We start from the raw sequence: 18,823 nt of genomic DNA on the forward strand, positions 1-18,823 counted from the left end.
GCTTCAAACTCCCGCAGAAAGGCCAACGCCAGCGAATGGTTGCTGCCGCCTGGGTGGCAAACTGTGTGTAGGTTGTCGCGGCGTATAGCGTAGTGCTCTTACATTGGGGCACACCGCGCGCTATCGGGTTCGAAGTGAGGCGTGTGGAGCACCTGGGCCTACACACAGTTTGCCACCTGGGCGGCGGAGGAATATCTGGCGCGGCGTGCGGCGACGCGCGCACATGAAGCGGGTGAGGCGTGTAGAGAGAGCGTTAGCAACACACATGGACAAGTGCGTTGCCGTTTGAAGCGTGGGACCGGTTGAGGGCCCTCAGGCAGGAAGAAGAATTGGCGGTGTGAGCCGCTTTCTTTTGCCTACTTTTCTTTGCGGCGGCAAAGAAAAGTAGGTGCCGCCCCGCACAGGGGCGACGCGTGAAGCAGGCTAACGAATCGCGGATGCCATTGAAAGAATAAAGCCTGCACGGCGGCAAACCGCACCCCTATCGCGGAGCAAAAAACCAACGCGCATCGCAACAAAAACGGGGCACACGGGGCAAAAGCCCGCCCCCACACTTACCGTTTCAATTTAGCAAAAGCCGCCGCCATCGCATTAACCGGCTCCGGCCCACGCGCGCGTTGCTGCGAACGCCCCGCCCCTGCACCCGAGGCCGACCCGGACCCCGAACGCCCACCCGAGCGCTCCTGCGGCGCACCCGCAGCCACATCATCATCCATCCGCATGGTCAACGAAATCCGTTGCCGCTTGACGTCGACCTCGAGCACTTTCACCTTGACGATCTGCCCAGCCTTGACGACCTCATGCGGGTCCTTGATGAACTTCGTCGACATCGCTGACACATGCACGAGCCCATCCTGATGCACGCCGATATCGATAAACGCCCCAAACGCAGCCACGTTCGTCACGACACCTTCGAGCACCATCCCAGGCGACAGGTCGGAAATCTTCTCGACACCTTCGCGGAAAGTCGCCGTCTTGAACTCAGGACGCGGATCGCGCCCAGGCTTCTCGAGTTCAGAGAGAATATCCCGCACCGTCGGCAGACCGAAACGATCGTCGACGAACTCGGCAGGTGACAGCTTCGACAGCGCATCGCGATTACCGAGCACGTCACCGATGTTCCTGCTGATCTTCGCAAGCATCCGTTCAACGACGGGATACGCCTCCGGGTGCACCGACGAGCGGTCAAGCGGATTCTCGCCGCCATTGATGCGCAAGAAGCCTGCAGCCTGCTCGAACGTCTTGTCGCCGAGACGCGGCACCTTGCGCAGATGGTCACGCGTCGGGAACGGACCGTTCGCATCGCGATAATCAACGATATTGCGCGCAAGCGTCGCGTTCAGGCCGGACACGCGCGCCAGCAACGCAACGGAAGCCGTATTCGCATCCACGCCGACAGCATTCACGCAGTCTTCGACGACGGCATCGAGCGAACGCGCGAGATCGCGCTGATTCACGTCATGCTGATACTGCCCGACGCCAATCGCCTTCGGCTCGATCTTCACGAGTTCAGCGAGCGGGTCCTGCAGGCGGCGCGCGATCGACACCGCGCCGCGCAGCGACACGTCCATATCCGGGAATTCCTTCGCCGCGAGTTCCGATGCCGAATAAACAGAAGCGCCCGCTTCCGACACGACGATCTTCTGCAACTTCAGTTCCGGATGACGCGACATCAGTTCGCTGGCGAGCTTGTCCGTTTCGCGCGACGCCGTGCCGTTACCGATACTGACCAGTTCCGCCTGCGTCTGCGCAGCGATGCGCGCGAGCTTCGCGATCGAGCCGTCCCAGTCGCGGCGCGGCTCGTGCGGATAAATCGTATCCGTGGCGAGCACCTTGCCCGTACGGTCGACGACGGCCACCTTCACGCCCGTGCGCAGACCCGGATCGAGGCCGATCACGGCCTTCGGGCCCGCCGGCGCGGCCAACAGCAGATCCTTCAGATTGCGCGCGAACACACGGATCGCTTCGTTTTCTGCTTCTTCGCGCAGATTCGTCAGCAGTTCGTTTTCGATGTGCGGCTGCACCTTCACGCGCCAGCACCAGCGGCACACGTCCGACAGCCACTTGTCCGCCGGCCGGCCCTGATTCGCGATGCCGAAGTGGCGCGCGATCATCGCTTCACCCGGATGCGGCACCTGTGCGTCGAGTTCTTCGCCGAGTCCCAGCTTGATCATCAGCACGCCTGCATTGCGGCCGCGGAACAAGGCGAGCGCGCGGTGCGACGGCACGGTGCGGATCGTCTCCGAGTAGTCGTAGTAGTCGCGGAATTTCTCGCCTTCTTCGCCTTCCTTGCCTTCGACCACGGCCGAGCTCACGACGCCCTGGTTGAACAGATAGTCGCGCAGCTTGCCGAGCACTTCGGCCGTTTCGCCAAACTGCTCGGAGAGAATGTCGCGCGCGCCGTCGAGCGCGGCCTTGACGTCCGCGACGCCTTTCTCGGCATCGACGTATTGCGCGGCTTCCGTCTGCGGATCGAGCAGCGGGTTCGCGAGGAGCGCGTCAGCGAGCGGCTGCAGGCCGGCTTCGCGGGCGATCTGCGCGCGCGTGCGGCGCTTCGGCTTGTACGGCAGATAGAGGTCTTCGAGGACCTGCTTGCTGTCGGCGGCTTCGATCGCGGTGCGCAGTTCGTCGGTGAGTTTGCCTTGCTCGTCGATGCTCGCGATGATCGCGGCGCGCCGGTCTTCCAGCTCGCGCAGATAGAGCAGGCGTTCTTCGAGCGTGCGCAGTTGCGTGTCGTCGAGATTGCCGGTGACTTCCTTCCGGTACCGGGCGATAAACGGAACAGTCGCTCCTTCATCGAGTAGTTGCACCGCAGCCGCGACCTGGCGCGGCTGGACGGTCAGTTCGGTGGCGATGCGCTGTACGATCTTGATTGCTACGGTGTCCGTCATAGGGTCTTGATGTTCCTGCCGGATTCGACTGTGGCCGTGCTGCGAGAAACACGCGGCGGCCGGGTTGCGGAAAACTCGTCAAAGCTCGTGAAAGCTTGCTGAAGCGGGGCATTTTGCCATAAATGACCGAGCGCTCAAGCGCGGGGTGATAGAATTTCAGGCATGTTCCGCTGCCCATCTACGACGTTGCCGACCTCACGCCTCACGTCCGGAAATCCGCCCGGATCTTCACGCCGATCTCCGCTCGCATCGCCCGTCTTCAGGCCAGAGGCCGTGTCCATTGCCCTTTGGTTTGCCGGGTCCGTCCGCCGGTTCGCGCTCGCCGCGTCGCTGGCGTTCGTCGCGAGCGCAGCGCTTGCGCCCGCGCTCGCCGATGCGCAGGAGAATGCCGTGGCGGCATCGTCGGCCGCTTCGACTTCGGATACGGCTTCGGGCGTGCCAGCCGCGAATGATTTCGACGCGCGTCAAAAGACGCTCGATACCCGCACGGCTGAGAACAACTACCGTTATGGCGTCGCCCAGCACAACTGTTATAGCAAGTTTTTCGTCAACCACTGCCTGAACTCGGCGCGTGAAGACATGCGCGTCGTCGCCGCCGACATTCGCAAGGAGCAGCTCGCGCTAGACGACGAAAAGCGCGTCGAGCACGCGCGTCAGCGCGACGAGCAGGCAGCCATCAAGCGCGCGCAGTACGAAGCAGACGCGCCCGCGCGCGCTGCACAGGACGAGCGCAATGCACAGGCGTACGAAGACAAGCAGCGTCAGCATCAGTTGAGTCAGGCGCAACGCAGCGCAGAAGCGCCGCAGCGCGCCGCGAACGAGCAGGCTTTCCAGCAGAAGCAGCAACAGCACGCCATCGATCAGGCGCAGCGCGGCATTTCGCCTTCGCAAGCGGCCGCGAACCAGAAGGCCTACGATGCGAAGCAGGCCGACTTCCAGCGCAAGCTCGACGAGGCGCACCAGCAGGCCGCTCAGAAGGCTCAGGAGCGCACCGAGAAGCAGCAGCGCTTCCAGCAGAAGCAGTCGGAAGCGGCGCAGCACAAGGCCGATGTCGAGGAGCGCCAGAAGGAAGCGGCCGAGAAGGCCAAACAGAAGCAGGAAGATCAGGCGAAACAGCAACAGCAGCTCGAGCAGCAACAGAAGCAGCAGCAACAGCAGCAGTGAGCATCAGTCAGCAACAGCCGTAACGCGTTTCAGGCCGGACAGCAACCTCGAGCGGAGCGACCGCGCAGCGCGGCCTTCGCCCTTTCGAAAGAGGAGGCGAGCATGCGCGACCATCATCGCGTCGTCAATTCGGACACACTGCGCGACCGCATTCTGCAACTGGAATCGGAGCATAGTGGGCTTGATCGGTTGATCGACAGAATGTCCGAGGAACCCGGCATCGACGACCTCGAGATTCAGCGCCTGAAAAAGCGCAAGCTCAAGGTCAAGGACACCATCATCTTGCTGCAATTGCAGCTTGAACCGGAAGCCCGCAACTGACGGAGCGGCCAGGCAGGCGCCGGCCCCGTTCAGCATGTGGCGCGCCGGACTTTGCAGGAATCGCTTGCCTTGAATTCATCGCTTCAATCTTCTTCCCGGACGGCGTCGGCGGACGCTTCGGACGCCGCTGCGACGGGCGCCGACGAACTCGCGGCGAAGCCCGCATCGGGTGGCGGCGCGCTGGCCGCGTCGCTGAGTCACAAGCGATCCTCCGAACTCGCCGACATCTTCGCCGCGGATGGGCTGCTCGCGCGCCAGATCGACGGCTACCGGCCGCGCGCGTCGCAGATCGAAATGGCGCGCGCCGTGGCCGCCGCGATGGAAGCATCGGGACGCGCCATGCCGGAGCCCGCGATGTTCGAAGCGCAGAAGCGTCCGGCGCGGCGCTTGCAGCAATCGGCATCGGCAGCGCAGTCCGCACCGGAAGACGCAGCGTCCGCCGACGGCAATACCGAAGGCGGCGAGAACACGCTGATCGTCGAAGCAGGGACGGGCACGGGCAAGACCTACGCGTACCTCGTGCCGGCGATGCTGTGGGGCGGCAAGGTGGTCGTCTCGACGGGCACCAAGCACTTGCAGGACCAGCTCTTTCAGCGCGACATTCCGACCGTGCGCGACGCCCTCGCGGTGCCCGTGTCTGTCGCGATGCTCAAGGGCCGCGCGAACTATCTGTGTCACTACTATCTGCAACGCACGGCCGACAATGGCCGCCTGCCGTCGCGGCAGGAAACGTCGTATCTGCAGGACATCATCCGCTTCGCGAAGATCACGCGCACGGGCGACAAAGCCGAGCTTGCGAGCGTGCCGGAGACGGCGGCCGTGTGGTCGATGGTGACGTCGACGCGTGATAACTGCCTCGGCCAGGAGTGTCCGCACTACAAGGACTGCTTCGTGATGCAGGCGCGCCGCGAAGCGCAGCAGGCCGATATCGTGGTCGTCAATCACCATCTGTTCTTCGCCGACATCATGCTGCGCGATACGGGCATGGCCGAGCTGCTGCCGACGGCGAACACGGTGATCTTCGACGAAGCGCATCAACTGCCCGAAACCGCGACGCTGTTCTTCGGTGAAACGCTGTCCACCACGCAGTTCCTCGAACTCGCGCGCGACTCGGTCGCGGAAGGCCTCGGCCATGCACGTGATGCCGTCGATTGGGTGAAGCTCGGCGCAGCGCTCGAACGCTCGGCGCGCGACGTGCGGCTCGCATTCAAGGAAGATTCGGTGCGGCTGTCGATCGGCCAGTTGCCCGACGATCATCCGTTGTTCCCTGCGCTCGAAGCCGTCGAAACCGAACTCGATGCGCTCGCAAGCGCGCTCGCTGGGCAGTCGGAGCGTGCCGAGTCGCTGGCTGCGCTGGTGCGCCGCGCGCGCGAGTTGCAGGACGTGCTGTCGGGCTGGACCACGCCGCCCACAGAGACCGAACGCGACGCGGCAAGCGATGCCGCGAAAGCAGCGGAGAAAAGCGATCCGAACGAGAAGGTCCGCTGGATCGAAGTGTTCTCGCATACCGTGCAACTGCATGAGACACCGCTATCCGTCGCGCCCATTTTCGCGAAGCAGCGCGCGGGCGTGCCGCGCGCGTGGGTGTTCACGTCGGCGACGTTGTCGGTGCGTGGCGACTTCGCGCACTATGCGGCGCAGATGGGTCTCAACTCGCGTCGCTCGATGACATTGCCGAGCCCGTTCGACTACGGCACGCAGGGCCTGCTCTATGTGCCGCGCAACCTGCCGCAGCCGTCGTCGCCGACGTTCACCGATGCCGTGTTCGATGCCGCGCTGCCTGCGATCGAAGCATCGGGCGGTGGGGTGTTCATGCTGTGCACGACGCTGCGCGCCGTCGATCGTATCGCGACGAAGCTGCGCGACGTCATCGAGTCGCGCGGCTGGAACATGCCGTTACTCGTGCAGGGCGATGCGAGCCGTACAGAACTGCTCGACCGTTTCCGCTCCTATGGAAATGCGATTCTCGTCGGCAGCCAGAGCTTCTGGGAAGGCGTCGATGTGCGCGGCGATGCGTTGTCGCTCGTGGTCATCGACAAGCTGCCGTTCGCGCCGCCTGACGACCCTGTGCTGTCCGCACGGCTCGATGCGCTGACGAAGAAAGGCTTGAGTCCGTTTGCCGTGCATCAACTGCCGCAGGCCGTCATCACGCTCAAGCAGGGCGCAGGGCGTCTGATCCGCTCCGAGACCGATCGCGGCGTGCTGATGATCTGCGACACGCGGCTCGTCGACAAACCGTATGGGCGCCGGATATGGCAGAGCCTGCCGCCCTTCAAGCGCACGCGTGAAATCGACGTCGTGCGTGAGTTCTTCGAAGAGAAGGCGCAGGCTTCGGAATAAGCGCTCGTTACGTCGAAGACACCATGTTGCCGATGCAGCGGGCAGATCATTTTGTTTTTAAGCCCGGACTGCGTGTTGTGGCTTAACGACATGAATTGACCAAAATGCATCGAATGCATGTAAGCGGGATAATCGCGATTAATAGCGGCGCATAAAACAAAACGCCACGAGTTTGAACTCGTGGCGTTTTGTTTTTTGCCCGGGAAGCCCTCGGACTTCCCGTCGCAGTTTTCGCCCTGAGGCGAACCCTGTGCTACAGCTTACTGGCTTGCGCCCGAAGCCGGAGCAGCTGCCGAAGCAGCAGCGTCCGAAGCAGCAGCGCCTGCGTCCGAAGCAGCAGCCGTAGCCGAAGCAGCAGCGTCGCTCGCAGCAGCAGCAGCGCCCGAAGCAGCAGCCGCCGCATCCGAAGCAGCAGCAGCCGGTGCCGATGCGGCAGCAGCGTCGCTAGCCGGGGCAGCTGCCTGGTCGCTGCTCTTGTTGCATGCAGCCAGTGCCACAGCTGCCAACAGGGATGCTACGAGGAGGGATTTCTTCATGATCACGTCCTTTTATGGTTAAAGGTAAGCAACAGCGCAAAATAATACCGGTAATGTGCTCCAACACCGACCTGGGCCGCTGGTGGAGACCGCACTTCATGAGCGTGAATCTTCCCTACGGCTTGGGCGGAAATTATATGCACTTTCGTATCGACCGTCGACAAATCCGGGGCCAATACGTTGTCTTTCTCAGACAATTTTTCGCTATACGGTATGACAGCGGAGCGAATCTTATCTCAGATCACCCATCTGTATCCAGCCCGCACGATACCACTCGTGAAGTAGTGCTGTCACCGACGATTGCCCCGAGAGTGTTACAAAGCGTTTCGCACTCAGATAACGGTTGTCGGCGAGTTCAATCACCGCGCTTTTCACGCCCGATAGCCTGCTTTCTTCTCCATTCAGGTAGTAAGCACGACTGTCGTAAAGCAGCACAGTCTTGCGATCCAGACGGACGCCTTCCTTGCTTGCGCGCTTGACGAAACGCGCTTCATCGAGTGGTCGTGCGGGTGGGTCGAACACGACGCTCGGCTTCGGTTCACTCAGATAAGTGCCAAGGAATGACGAGACGTCCTTCTCGTTCCAATCGATCTTAGCAAGGATCGCGCCGACCCTGTCGACGAGGGCAGCGGGCAGTGCCGCGGGCTTCGCGACGGCCGGCTGCTGCGGGTCGCGATAGAGCGCGGCGCCGTCCGGCGAGCCGGCCGCTTCGCCGCGCTCCGCAAGGTAATACAGGAACTGCGCGGCGAGCTCGGACGTCGACGGCGCGCGGAAACCGATCGAGCACGTCATGCATTCGCCTTCCGCCACGCCGTCGTGGGCGATGTGCGGCGGCAGGTAAAGCATGTCGCCTGGCTCCAACACCCATTCCTCTTCCGGCTCGAAGCTTTGTAGAACTTTCAAGGGCAGGCCGGGCTGCAACGACAGATCGCGTTGCGCGCCGATGCGCCAGCGGCGCTTGCCGTGAACCTGCAACAGGAAGACATCGTAAGAGTCGAAATGAGGACCGACACCGCCGCCGTCCGTCGCGTACGAGATCATCAGGTCGTCGAGACGCGCGTCGGGCACGAAGCGAAAACGGTCAAGTAATGCGCGCGCGCGGTCGTTATGCAGATCGACGCCTTGCACGAGCAGCGTCCACGCGCGCTGTTTGACGGAAGGCAATTCGTCTGCAGCAAATGGACCAAGTTCGAGCTGCCATTTGTTGCGAAAGTGCGTAATGAGGCGCGACTCGACTTCGTCCTGATCGGCCAGTTCGAACAGTTCGTCGCGCGAGAGCGGCGCGGCGATATCCGGGATTGCCTGACGAATCAGCAAAGGCTTTTTCTGCCAGTAGCGCCGCATGAATTGCGACGGCGTCAGATTGCCCAGCAACGGCGCAGGCTGATCGGGCGCAGGCGCGGAAGAAGCGGAGACGGGAGTCGGAGAGGAACGCGCTGAAGCTTTGCCAGCGGGGTAGTCAGGGGGCCGCACGGGCATCGTATAATGTGAGTCGTAATCTGGAGAATCGAATGAAAATCGCAAAGAACACCGTCGTATCGGTCACTTACAAACTGTCGGATGCGCAAGACAATCTGATTGAGGAAAGCGACGAGCCGATGGTTTATCTGCACGGCGGCTATGATGGCACGTTCCCCAAGATCGAGGAAGAGCTTGACGGCCACGAGCCCGGCTTCGAAACCCAGATCCAGCTGGAACCGGGCGACGCGTTCGGCGAATACGATCCTGAACTCGTGAAGATCGAACCGCGCAGCCGTTTCCCCGAGCCGCTCGAAGTCGGCATGCAGTTCGAAGGTACGCCGGAAGAGGGCGATGAAGACCTGGATTCGCTGATCTACACGGTCACTGACGTCGCAGAAGACAAGGTGGTGCTCGACGGCAATCACCCGCTCGCGGGCATGGCGCTGCGTTTCAGCCTGACCGTGAAGGACGTGCGCGAAGCGACGGAAGACGAAATCCAGCACGAGCATGCACACGGCGCGAGCGGCCTCGAAATCGTCGACGAAGATGATGATGAAGATGACGCCGACGACGCCGAACCGAAACGGCCGACGCTGCACTGAATTGGTAGGGATCACGCCGTGGTCGAGAGCGGACGATTGAGCAGTTCCCGAAGCGGGCGCGTAAGCGCCCGTTGTCGCATCTGGGGCGCCGCAGCGCGGCAGGAGATGCCGCTGCCCTAATCCGGCGGCGTGCGCGACGGTTCAGGCAGGATCGGCGGCAGTTCGGAAGCGGGCGCGGAGTCCGGCACGGCGGGCATCGACGGCGGCATCGGCGGCACCGCGTTATCGTTGTGCGACGGCATGGTGGGCGCGGCCGGCAGTGGCAGATTTTTCGGCACATCCCGCACGGTTACGCGAAACGGCGGTCGTTTCTGCAGATCGGCTTCGATCTGTATCCACTGGTTCTGAGGGCTACGCGGCGCAAATGCGATGCGCGTCAGATTCGTCACCAGATCGCCCTTATCGTTGCGCAGCGGCTGATCGATCATGAAGCCCGTATGCGATCTGTCGTCGTCCTGATGAATCACGACGACCGGCCCGCGAAACGTCTCGGCGAGTTTCACCAGACTGCGCTTGAATTCCATGAATCCATCTCGCTTCGAGCGATGCCCGAAGCGCAGCCACGCGAAGCGTTCGGGGCGCTCGTAACGTTCGGGATCGAAGTCGCCCTGAACCAGCACGACGATTGCGCGCGCGGCGCGGCGTTTCGCGTACTCGGCGGCGTGATCGAGCCAGAACGCATTTGCGATCACGCGGTCTTCGAACTCGCCGTTGCGCCCACCCGCATAGAGAAAATGATTGTTCGGGCCAGGCACGTTCAGGCCGACGAACACGGTTTCGCCAACCAGCCAGCGCACATTCTCGCGATACGGCCGGAACCGCGACACTTCGCTTTCGCGCGCAAGCGGAATCGGGTTTTGTCCCATCGACGACGCATCGGCGAACAGCGTCTGCCGCAGCAGATCGAGTCGCTCGACGGGATCGTAGCTGCCGGCCTCAGCCGTGCCGCAATCGGTCCAGTCGTGCTGGCCAGGAATGAACACTAGGGCAGGCTTCGACGTTTCGAGCAGCGTATGGCGCGTCTCGAACAGCGAATCGCGGCAGGCTTCCTTGCTGCTTTTCAGATTGCCGTCGTAGACGATGAACGACACGTCGGGATCGCGCCCGATCGCGTCGAGCAGCCGCTGCGTGAGCGCTTCGTCGGCGGGGCCTTGCAGCGTGCCGCCGATGACCGCGAACGCGTACTGCGGCGCGGGTTCCTTTGCGAACGACACACAGCCCGGCGTCGCCAGCGATAGCGCGGCCACATACGCGGCCGTCAGCGCAAATGCGCGCGCTGCACCGCGCGAGCGGCGGCGGAGGGGCGGCGTCGCGCGAGGATCGCGTGCGTCAGTGTCGTGCATCTGGCGACTTGGCCAGTTCATGCAGTTCGAACAGCAGGTCGAGGGCGTCGCGCGGGCGCAGATCGTTCGGGTCGATATCGCGCAGGCGTTCGACGAGCGCCTGCGTGGCGGGATCGATTGTTGGCGCGGGCGGTTCGTCGTCGGCGTCTTCGAGCATCGCGACAGGCGTTGCGAACAGGTCGAGTTGCGGCGCGGGTTGCGCGGCCGACTGCTGCTCGAGGTAAGCGAGATGCTTGCGCGCGGCACGTATCACCGCGTTCGGCACGCCCGCCAGTTGCGCGACCTGCAGGCCGTAGCTCTGGTTCGCGGGGCCTTCGTTGACGGCATGCAGGAACACGATGCCATGCCCATGCTCGACTGCCGACAGATGCACGTTCGCCGCATGCGGAAACTCGGCGGGCAGTTGCGTCAGTTCGAAATAGTGCGTCGCGAATAGCGTGTGGCAGTTGTTGTGCGCAAGCAGATGCCGCGCGATGGCCCACGCGAGCGCGAGGCCGTCGAACGTCGATGTGCCACGCCCGATTTCGTCCATCAGCACGAGGCTCTGCGGCGTCGCATCGTTCAGGATCGCGGCGGCTTCCGTCATTTCGACCATGAAGGTTGAGCGGCCACCCGCCAGATCGTCGGCGGCGCCGATCCGCGTGAAGATGCGATCGATTGGCCCAAACGAAGCGCGCCGCGCGGGCACATAGCTGCCCACATACGCCATCAACGCGATCAGTGCCGTCTGACGCATGAACGTCGATTTACCGCCCATGTTCGGGCCGGTGATCAGCAGCAGCTTGCGTTCGGGATTGAGCACGCAGTCGTTCGCGATGAACTGCTCGACTTGCGCTTCGACCACGGGGTGCCGGCCCTGTTCGATATCGATGCCACCCGTCGGCGTGAAACTCGGGCAACCCAGTCGAGCGCGCGGGCACGTTCCGCGAACGCGGCGAGCAGATCGAGTTCGGCGAGCGCCAACGCAACGCGCTGGCAATCGGCGATAAACGGCAGCAGCGATTGCAGCAGCGCCTCATACAGCGCTTTTTCGCGTGCGAGCGCGCGTTCCTGCGCGGACAGCGCCTTGTCTTCGAACGTCTTCAGTTCGGGCGTGATGTAGCGTTCGGCGTTCTTCAGCGTCTGACGGCGGCGATAGTCGTCGGGCACCTTGTCCGTCTGGCCGCGCGTCACTTCGATATAAAAACCGTGCACCTTGTTGTATTCGACGCGCAGATTGCCGATGCCCGTGCGCGCACGTTCCCGCGTTTCGAGATCGATCAGGAACTGTCCGCAGTTCTCCGAAATATCTCGTAGTTCATCGAGGTCCGCATCGTAGCCGCGCGCGATCACGCCGCCATCGCGCACCATCGCCGCGGGTTCTTGCGCGACTGCGCGCTTCAGCAGGTCGACGCAGTCAGCGGGCGGCACCAGCGCTGTATCGATGCGCGCGAGCGAATCGGCAGCGGCCGTCACGGCGGCGAGTTGCGCGCGCAGTTCGGGCAGCGTAATGAACGTGTCGCGCAGGCTCGACAGATCGCGTGGACGCGCCGACAGCAACGCGAGCCGCCCGGTGATCCGCTCGATATCCGAGATCTGCCGCAGTGCGCTGCGCAGCCCGTCGAGGCTCGCTTGCGGCGGCGCGTCGAGCAGCGCGCCAATGGCCTGCTGGCGTGCCTGCGCGAACGACGCGTCGCGCGGCGGATGATGCAGCCAGTGACGCAGCAGACGGCTGCCCATGGTCGTGCAACAGGTATCGAGCAGCGAGCAGAGCGTCGGCGAGTCGGTGCCGCGCAGCGTTTCCGTCAGTTCGAGATTGCGGCGCGTGGACGGATCGAGGCCGATGTACTCCGATTCGTATTCGACTTTCAGGCTGCGCACATGGCGCAACTGCTGGCCCTGGGTCGCCGCCGCGTACAGCAGCAGCGCGCCCGCCGCGCCGCACGCGCTCGAAAGCGAATGCGCGCCGAAACCATCGAGGCCCGCCACTTCCAGTTGATCGCACAGTCGCTGCGTGCCCGAGGCGACGTCGAAGTGCCAGACGGGCACGCGCGTGGTCGCGCCGAAACCGGTGGGCACTGTCCATGCGTTCGAATCGTTCGACGACGGCGCGTCGGCAACGAGAATTTCAGCCGGGCGGATGCGCTCGAGCGCGGCCGCGACCTGATCGGGCGCGACTTCCGCGAGGCGCAGCGCGCCGCTCGCCAGATTGAGCCATGCGAGGCCGATCGTGGTTACGACGCCGCGCCGGTTGTGGCCGGCGCACACGGCGAGCAGATAGGTGTCGTTCTTGTCGGACAGCAGCGCGGCGTCCGTCAGCGTGCCGGGCGTCACCACGCGCACGACCTTGCGCTCGACAGGTCCTTTCGATGTCGCGGGATCGCCAATCTGCTCGCAGATCGCGACCGACTCGCCGAGCTTCACGAGCTTGGCCAGATACTGTTCGACGGCGTGATGCGGCACGCCCGCCATCTTGATCGGATTGCCGCCCGATGCGCCGCGCTGCGTAAGCGTCAGATCGAGCAGGCGCGCGGCCTTTTCGGCGTCGTCGAAGAACAGTTCATAGAAGTCGCCCATCCGGTAGAACACGAGCGTGCCCGGATGCTCCCCTTTAATGCGCAGATACTGCTGCATCATGGGGGTGTGTTGTGCGTTGTCGCTTGCGGCTGCGGTTTGAGTGCCCATCCTCGTGTCTTTCTTGCGTGACTGTTCAGGGCGTGAGTTTAACCCGCCGACGCGCCGAGCGAACCTGGCCGGATGGCCAGGTTGCTGTCGCCGTACGGACACGCGTACGCTTTGCTCATTCCTCGATGAGCGCGCGCATGTCGACCTTGTGCGCATTCGCGGCGCTGCGCCGCTGCGCAAGCCACATCATGCCCGTGATGAACACGCCGAACACGGTGATGATCCACTGCACGGGCATCTTCGCCGTCAGCAGGATTGCGTACGCGCCGAGCATCAGCAGCACGGCGAGATTCTGGTTGAAGTTCTGCACGGCGATCGAGTGGCCGGCGGTGAGCAGCGTCGCGCCGCGGTGCTGGAGAATTGCGTTCATCGGCACGATGAAGAAGCCCGACAGCGCGCCGAGCAGCACCATCAACGGGTACGCGAAGATGATGTAGGCGGGCGCAAACAGCTCGCCGACGCGCAGGCCTGCGCCGGGCGGAAACAGGCTTTTGTTGTAGAACGCCATCGCGACGGCCACGGCGCCCGTGATCAGGCCGACGGGCAGCACCTTGAGCGACGCGCGCAACGGAATCCACGCGGCGGCTGCCGCTGCGCCGATGGCGATACCGAGGCCGGCCACACCCTGCATGACGGCCGCTTTCGACAGCGACAGCCCGAGATTCGCGTCGGCCCACTTGAGGACGAGCAATTGCAGCGTGACCGCGCCGCCCCACATCAGCGTCGTAACCCACAGCGCGACTTGCGCGAGCCGGTCGGCCCACAGCACGTTGAAGCAGCGCACGAACTCGCCGACCAGTTCGCCCGGCTCCGCCAGCCGGTTCGGATAGCGCGCGCCCGTGTCGGGAATGCCGACATTGAGCGCCGCCGCGATCGCGTAGGTGATCATCACGGCGAGCATCGCGAGGTCAGCGGCGGAATGGATCAGCGGCCAATGCATGTGCCGCACGAAGTGCGACGCGTAGGTGCTGATCAGCGCGCCGCCCAGCATCGTGCCGACGATGGTCGACAGCACAGTCGCCGATTCGAGCCACGCGTTCGCGGCGACGAGCCGGTCGGCGGGCAGCAGCTCGGTGAGAATGCCGTACTTCGCGGGCGAGTACGCGGCCGCGCCGAAGCCGACCACGCCGTAAGCGATCATCGGATGCACGCCGCCGATCATCAGCAGGCAGCCGCACGCCTTCAGCGCGTTCGCGATGAACATCACGTGGCGCTTTTGCAGCGCGTCGGCGAATGCGCCGACGAACGGCGCGAGGAGCACATAGGAAATCGTGAAGAAGATCTGCAGCAGTGGTGTGATCCACGCAGGCGAGCGGATCTCGGTGAGCAGCGCAATGGCCGCGATCAGCAGCGCGTTATCGGCGAGCGACGACACGAACTGTGCCGCGATGATCGTGTAGAAACCTTTCTTCATGGTCCCGATTGAAACACAGCGCCCGCAACTTTGCCTCTGATGCACGTGTCCCGTTGATGCGCGCAATGTATCGCGAGTCACGAGCCCAAAAAGAAAAAAGCGGCCGAGGCCGCTTTCAACCGCACGCAGCGTCTTAAGCTGCCTGTTCCTTCGTCTTGGTGTAACGCGACAGAATCGGAATCATCTGTGCATACACCTTCGGGTTGCCGGCGACGATCTCATGCAAGTGCAGGAAGTCCGAGTCGCCCGTGTAGTTACCGACCAGGCCGCCCGCTTCCGTGACGAGCAGGCTGCCTGCCGCCATGTCCCACGCGCTGATGCCTTGCTCGAAGAAGCCGTCGAGGCGGCCCGCCGCGACGTTCGCCAGATCGAGCGCCGCTGCGCCCGGACGGCGCAGGCCCGCGCAGGCCTTCGTCATGTCGGCGAAGAGTTGCGTGTAGGCTTCGAGCGTGTCCTTTTCGCGGAACGGGAAGCCCGTGCCGATCAGGCTGTCGGCGAGCCGGTCGCGGCGGCCGACGCGAATGCGCCGGTCGTTCAGATACGCGCCGCGGCCGCGCGAGGCCGTGAACAGGTCGTTGCGTGTCGGGTCATAGACGACCGCCTGCGTGATGATGCCCTTGTGCGCAAGCGCGATCGACACGCAGTAGTACTGGAAGCCGTGGATGAAGTTCGTGGTGCCGTCGAGGGGATCGATGATCCACTGGAATTCGGACTCGTTGCCCGATTCGCCGGACTCTTCGGCGAGGATCGCGTGATCGGGGTAGGCGGTGGTCAGCGTTTCGATGATGGCCGCTTCGGACGCCTTGTCGACCTCCGTGACGAAATCGTTGTGCTGCTTCTTGCTGACCTGCACGAGGTCGAGATCGAGCGACGCGCGGTTGATGATCTGCCCGGCGCGGCGAGCGGCCTTGACAGCGATATTGAGCATGGGATGCATGAGTCTGGATCCTTGTGCCGGACGCGCACGGCGGCTGCCCGGTGTTAAGCTGAAAATGAGCTGTTAATCATGCGAAACGCGCGCCCGACACGACTGGGTCGAAATCTGGCAGCACATTCCGTCGACGGAGACGAATTGAAGAAGAGCGATGCGCGGTGCCCGATGTTCCCGGTAAGAGGCAATGTGGCACGGCGCGAATATCGAGATTTTACCTGAGTCTCGTCGTTTCGAGGCGGTTCGGGCCGGCCGGCGCACGGGCGAACAGGCCTATGACGCTCGTTTGATGCAGTATTGGCCGATCGGCAGATGGAAAGAGGGCGCGGGTTGGGGCTACCATTACTGTTTCCTTGTCTCCAAAGCTCATCGTGGTTCAAACGCCTGCTTCGCCTTCCTCCAGCACCGCTTCCGACAGCTCCAGCATCGGCGGGGGCTTTACGTCGACGCGTTTCGTACTCGTCGAGCCAAGTCATCCCGGCAACGTCGGCGCGGCGGCGCGTGCGTTGAAAACCATGGGTTTTTCCCGGCTCGTGCTCGTGTCGCCGCGCGTGGCGGACGTGAAAAACGACCCGGAAGCCATCGCGATGGCGAGCGGCGCGGACGACGTGCTCGCGTCCGCCCATGTCGTGCCGACGCTCGCCGACGCGCTGTCGGGCGCGCACTGGTCGCTGGCGCTGACGGCGCGCGCCCGGGAGTACGGGCCGCCGCAACTCGCGCCGCGCGGAGCCGCGATGCAGGCGCGCGAACATGCCGTGCATGGCGATATCGCGCTCGTGTTCGGCAACGAGCGCACGGGGCTGTCTAACGAGGACGTCGAACGGTGCAGCGCGCTCGCGCATATTCCGGCCAATCCCGCGTACAGCTCGCTGAATCTGTCGCAGGCGATCCAGGTGCTGTCGTACGAGTTGCGCATGGCCTATCTGGTCGACAGCGACGGCTCGGAGTCGGTGGCAGGCGGCGCGGGCACGCTCGCCCCGAGCGACGAAATCGAGCGCATGTATGTGCACCTGGAAAACGCGCTGATTGCGCTCGACTTTCTCGATCCCGGCAACCCGAAAAAACTGATGTCGCGCTTGAGGCGGCTATTCGCGCGCTCGGGTCTGGAGCGTGAAGAGGTCAACATCGTGCGCGGAATCGCGAAGCACATCCTGCTGAACGCGAAAGGGCGCGACGGCCACGAGCGTTGAGCCGCGCGTACATCTCACGTCAGGCGCAGCCGCGTGCGTTGCGGCCGTCGCCGTCCGTGAAAACTCAAACCTTGTCGTCCGCGTGGGCTTCCGGCAGGTTTCGCGCATTCGCCCTACAATGGCCCGAAACGTCATAAGCAAAGCTCGCCGGCTGGAATGCGCATTACTGCGGACGCAATAGCGGACGCATCAGCGCACGCACCGGCGGCCCGCTCCCCGCGCCATGCGCGGCGGCGATCAATCCCTACGACAGCCTCACTGCCATGTTCACGAGACTCCGCGAAGACATCGCCACGATCCGCGAGCGCGATCCCGCCGCCCGCAGCGCCTGGGAAGTCCTCACGTGTTACCCGGGCTTGCACGCGCTGATCTTCCATCGGTTCGCGCATGCCTGCTGGCGCGCGAACCGCCGCTGGATTGCGCGCTTCGCGTCGCAGTTCGGCCGCTTCATGACAGGTATCGAGATCCACCCGGGCGCGACGATCGGGCGCCGCGTATTCATCGATCACGGCATGGGCGTCGTGATTGGCGAGACGGCTGAGATCGGCGACGACTGCACGATCTACCAGGGCGTCACGCTTGGCGGCACGTCGCTCACGCGCGGCGCGAAACGCCATCCAACACTGGAGCGCGGCGTGATCGTCGGCGCGGGCGCGAAGGTCCTCGGCGGTTTCACGATCGGCGCGGACGCGAAGATCGGCTCGAACGCGGTCGTCGTGAAGCCGGTCCCCGCGGGCGGCACGGCCGTCGGCAATCCGGCGCGCGTGATCATGCCGGCGACGGCATCGGTGACAGCGGCTCCCGCATCCACGGGCGCCGATGGCAAGGCGGCGACGGCGCGACCAGGCTTCTGCGCGTACGGCATCACGCCGAATGCGGACGATCCCGTCTCGCTTGCCATTCATGGGCTGGTCAATCACGCGTCGACGCAATCGCAGCGCATCGACGAAGTCGTCGCGGCGCTCGAACGGCTCGGCGCAAGTCTTGAAGCGCTGCATGGCGCGGACGCGGCGTTGCTGGATCTGCGCCGTCTGTCGGCGGCGATCGACGGGAAGGTCGAGGTGGCGGCGCGCTGAGCGGCGCCAAACCGAAGGGCGCGCGCGGGAAAAGGGTGAAAACGGGTGAAAACGACTACTTGTCCAGCCGCAGCGCCTTGATCCCTTCGGAATCGATGCGCACATAACCGCCGCGGCGCTCGCCGTGGTCGAGGTCCCAATCGGGCAGCACCCAGCGCATGCCGCCTTTCTCATGATGCAGCGCCGGCCTGTGCGTATGGCCGTGAATGATGGTGGCCGTCTTCGTCTTCTTGAAGAGCGCGGCGATGCCTTCCGACGTCACGTCGTAACGCGGTGACACGGGGCGCTGGCGTCCCGCTTCGCTCGATGCGCGCATTTTTTCCGCCAACGCCTTACGCCAGCGATACGGCCACACCAGAAACAGCCATTGCGCGAAATGGTTGCGCGCGAAGCCACGAAAGCGCTGATATTTGCGATCCGACGTGCATTGCGCGTCGCCGTGCGTAAGCGCGATTTTCGTGCCGAACGCGGTGATGACGAACGGATCGGGCAGCCAGATCGCACCCGCCGCTTTCATGAAGCGTTTGCCCAGCAGGAAGTCGCGGTTGCCGTGCATGATGTAGAGCGCGATGCCGCGCTCCGAGAGCGTGTGCATTAGCGCGGCCATGCGGGCGGGGAAGGGCTCGGCGAGCATGTCGTCGCCGATCCAGTATTCGAACAGGTCGCCGAGAATAAAAACGGAATCCGCGTGCTCGGCCGTCACGCGGATGAAATGCTCGAACGCGGCGACCGTCTGTGGGATCGCCTCGCTCAGATGCAGGTCAGCGATAAAGAAAAACGGGCGCGCCGCGTGCGGGCGTTTGCCCTCGCCAGGCACGCCCGCAGCGACGCTTCGCAGCGGCGTCTCTTGCAGCATGGAAGTGTGCTTCTCTAGTTGCTCAGCGCTTCTT

The 18,823-nt window shown here is 63.8% G+C and carries 13 protein-coding genes and 1 pseudogene; 6 read left to right on the forward strand and 8 right to left on the reverse strand.

Annotated features, from left to right (window positions below; all coding sequences use genetic code 11):
* Positions 1-554: 554 nt before the first annotated feature.
* Positions 555-2,891, reverse strand: a complete 2,337-nt coding sequence (locus tag H1204_RS06930; protein ID WP_180730522.1) for a Tex family protein — start codon at positions 2,889-2,891, stop codon at positions 555-557.
* A gap of 162 nt (positions 2,892-3,053) precedes the next feature.
* Here H1204_RS06930 and H1204_RS06935 point away from each other — a divergent pair, with 162 nt between their 5' ends.
* The 3 genes from H1204_RS06935 to H1204_RS06945 all read left to right on the forward strand — a co-directional run bounded on the left by H1204_RS06935 (position 3,054) and on the right by H1204_RS06945 (position 6,716).
* On the forward strand, positions 3,054-4,055 hold the full coding sequence (locus tag H1204_RS06935; protein ID WP_243468564.1) for a colicin transporter: 1,002 nt from the start codon (positions 3,054-3,056) through the stop codon (positions 4,053-4,055).
* Positions 4,056-4,157: 102 nt separating this feature from the next.
* On the forward strand, positions 4,158-4,376 hold the full coding sequence (locus H1204_RS06940) for a DUF465 domain-containing protein (protein WP_035990715.1): 219 nt from the start codon (positions 4,158-4,160) through the stop codon (positions 4,374-4,376).
* Between the two features lie 69 nt (positions 4,377-4,445).
* Positions 4,446-6,716, forward strand: coding sequence for an ATP-dependent DNA helicase (locus H1204_RS06945; RefSeq protein WP_180730523.1), 2,271 nt, complete (start codon positions 4,446-4,448; stop codon positions 6,714-6,716).
* A gap of 260 nt (positions 6,717-6,976) precedes the next feature.
* Here H1204_RS06945 and H1204_RS06950 read toward each other — a convergent pair whose 3' ends face one another.
* Together H1204_RS06950 and H1204_RS06955 are read right to left on the reverse strand one after the other, a co-directional pair.
* Positions 6,977-7,252 (reverse strand): hypothetical protein, encoded by a 276-nt coding sequence (locus tag H1204_RS06950; protein ID WP_180730524.1) that lies wholly within the window; start codon positions 7,250-7,252, stop codon positions 6,977-6,979.
* Positions 7,253-7,483: 231 nt separating this feature from the next.
* Entirely contained in the window at positions 7,484-8,731 is a 1,248-nt protein-coding gene (locus tag H1204_RS06955) for a cupin domain-containing protein (protein WP_180730525.1), read from the reverse strand.
* A gap of 32 nt (positions 8,732-8,763) precedes the next feature.
* Here H1204_RS06955 and H1204_RS06960 point away from each other — a divergent pair, with 32 nt between their 5' ends.
* Positions 8,764-9,315: a peptidylprolyl isomerase gene (locus tag H1204_RS06960; RefSeq protein WP_180730526.1), complete on the forward strand. Its 552-nt coding sequence runs from the start codon at positions 8,764-8,766 to the stop codon at positions 9,313-9,315.
* A 116-nt stretch (positions 9,316-9,431) separates the two neighbouring features.
* Here H1204_RS06960 and H1204_RS06965 read toward each other — a convergent pair whose 3' ends face one another.
* From H1204_RS06965 to H1204_RS06980, 4 genes and pseudogenes are all read right to left on the reverse strand, one after another.
* Positions 9,432-10,658: a hypothetical protein gene (locus tag H1204_RS06965; protein ID WP_180730527.1), complete on the reverse strand. Its 1,227-nt coding sequence runs from the start codon at positions 10,656-10,658 to the stop codon at positions 9,432-9,434.
* A pseudogene (mutS, locus tag H1204_RS06970) lies at positions 10,645-13,322 on the reverse strand (DNA mismatch repair protein MutS). Before mutS ends, H1204_RS06965 begins: the two are co-directional and overlap by 14 nt.
* Positions 13,323-13,437: 115 nt before the next feature.
* Entirely contained in the window at positions 13,438-14,736 is a 1,299-nt protein-coding gene (gene lplT / locus H1204_RS06975) for a lysophospholipid transporter LplT (RefSeq protein ID WP_180730528.1), read from the reverse strand.
* A gap of 133 nt (positions 14,737-14,869) precedes the next feature.
* Positions 14,870-15,673 (reverse strand): inositol monophosphatase family protein, encoded by an 804-nt coding sequence (locus tag H1204_RS06980; RefSeq protein ID WP_054934426.1) that lies wholly within the window; start codon positions 15,671-15,673, stop codon positions 14,870-14,872.
* Positions 15,674-16,038: 365 nt separating this feature from the next.
* Between H1204_RS06980 and H1204_RS06985 the strand changes: the two genes are divergently transcribed.
* Together H1204_RS06985 and cysE are read left to right on the forward strand one after the other, a co-directional pair.
* Complete coding sequence (locus tag H1204_RS06985) at positions 16,039-16,857, forward strand: RNA methyltransferase (RefSeq protein WP_180730529.1); 819 nt, start codon at positions 16,039-16,041, stop codon at positions 16,855-16,857.
* A 263-nt stretch (positions 16,858-17,120) separates the two neighbouring features.
* A complete protein-coding gene (gene cysE, locus H1204_RS06990; RefSeq protein ID WP_180730530.1) occupies positions 17,121-17,933 on the forward strand; it encodes a serine O-acetyltransferase in 813 nt (270 codons plus the stop codon).
* A gap of 55 nt (positions 17,934-17,988) precedes the next feature.
* On the opposite strand, the gene H1204_RS06995 is transcribed toward cysE, so the two are convergent.
* The gene (locus tag H1204_RS06995; RefSeq protein WP_180730531.1) at positions 17,989-18,789 is read right to left on the reverse strand and encodes a UDP-2,3-diacylglucosamine diphosphatase; all 801 of its coding nucleotides are present in this window, start codon (positions 18,787-18,789) and stop codon (positions 17,989-17,991) included.
* Between the last annotated feature and the right edge of the window lie 34 nt (positions 18,790-18,823).

The sequence above is a fragment of the Paraburkholderia sp. PGU19 genome (assembly GCF_013426915.1).
Classification (GTDB): domain Bacteria; phylum Pseudomonadota; class Gammaproteobacteria; order Burkholderiales; family Burkholderiaceae; genus Paraburkholderia.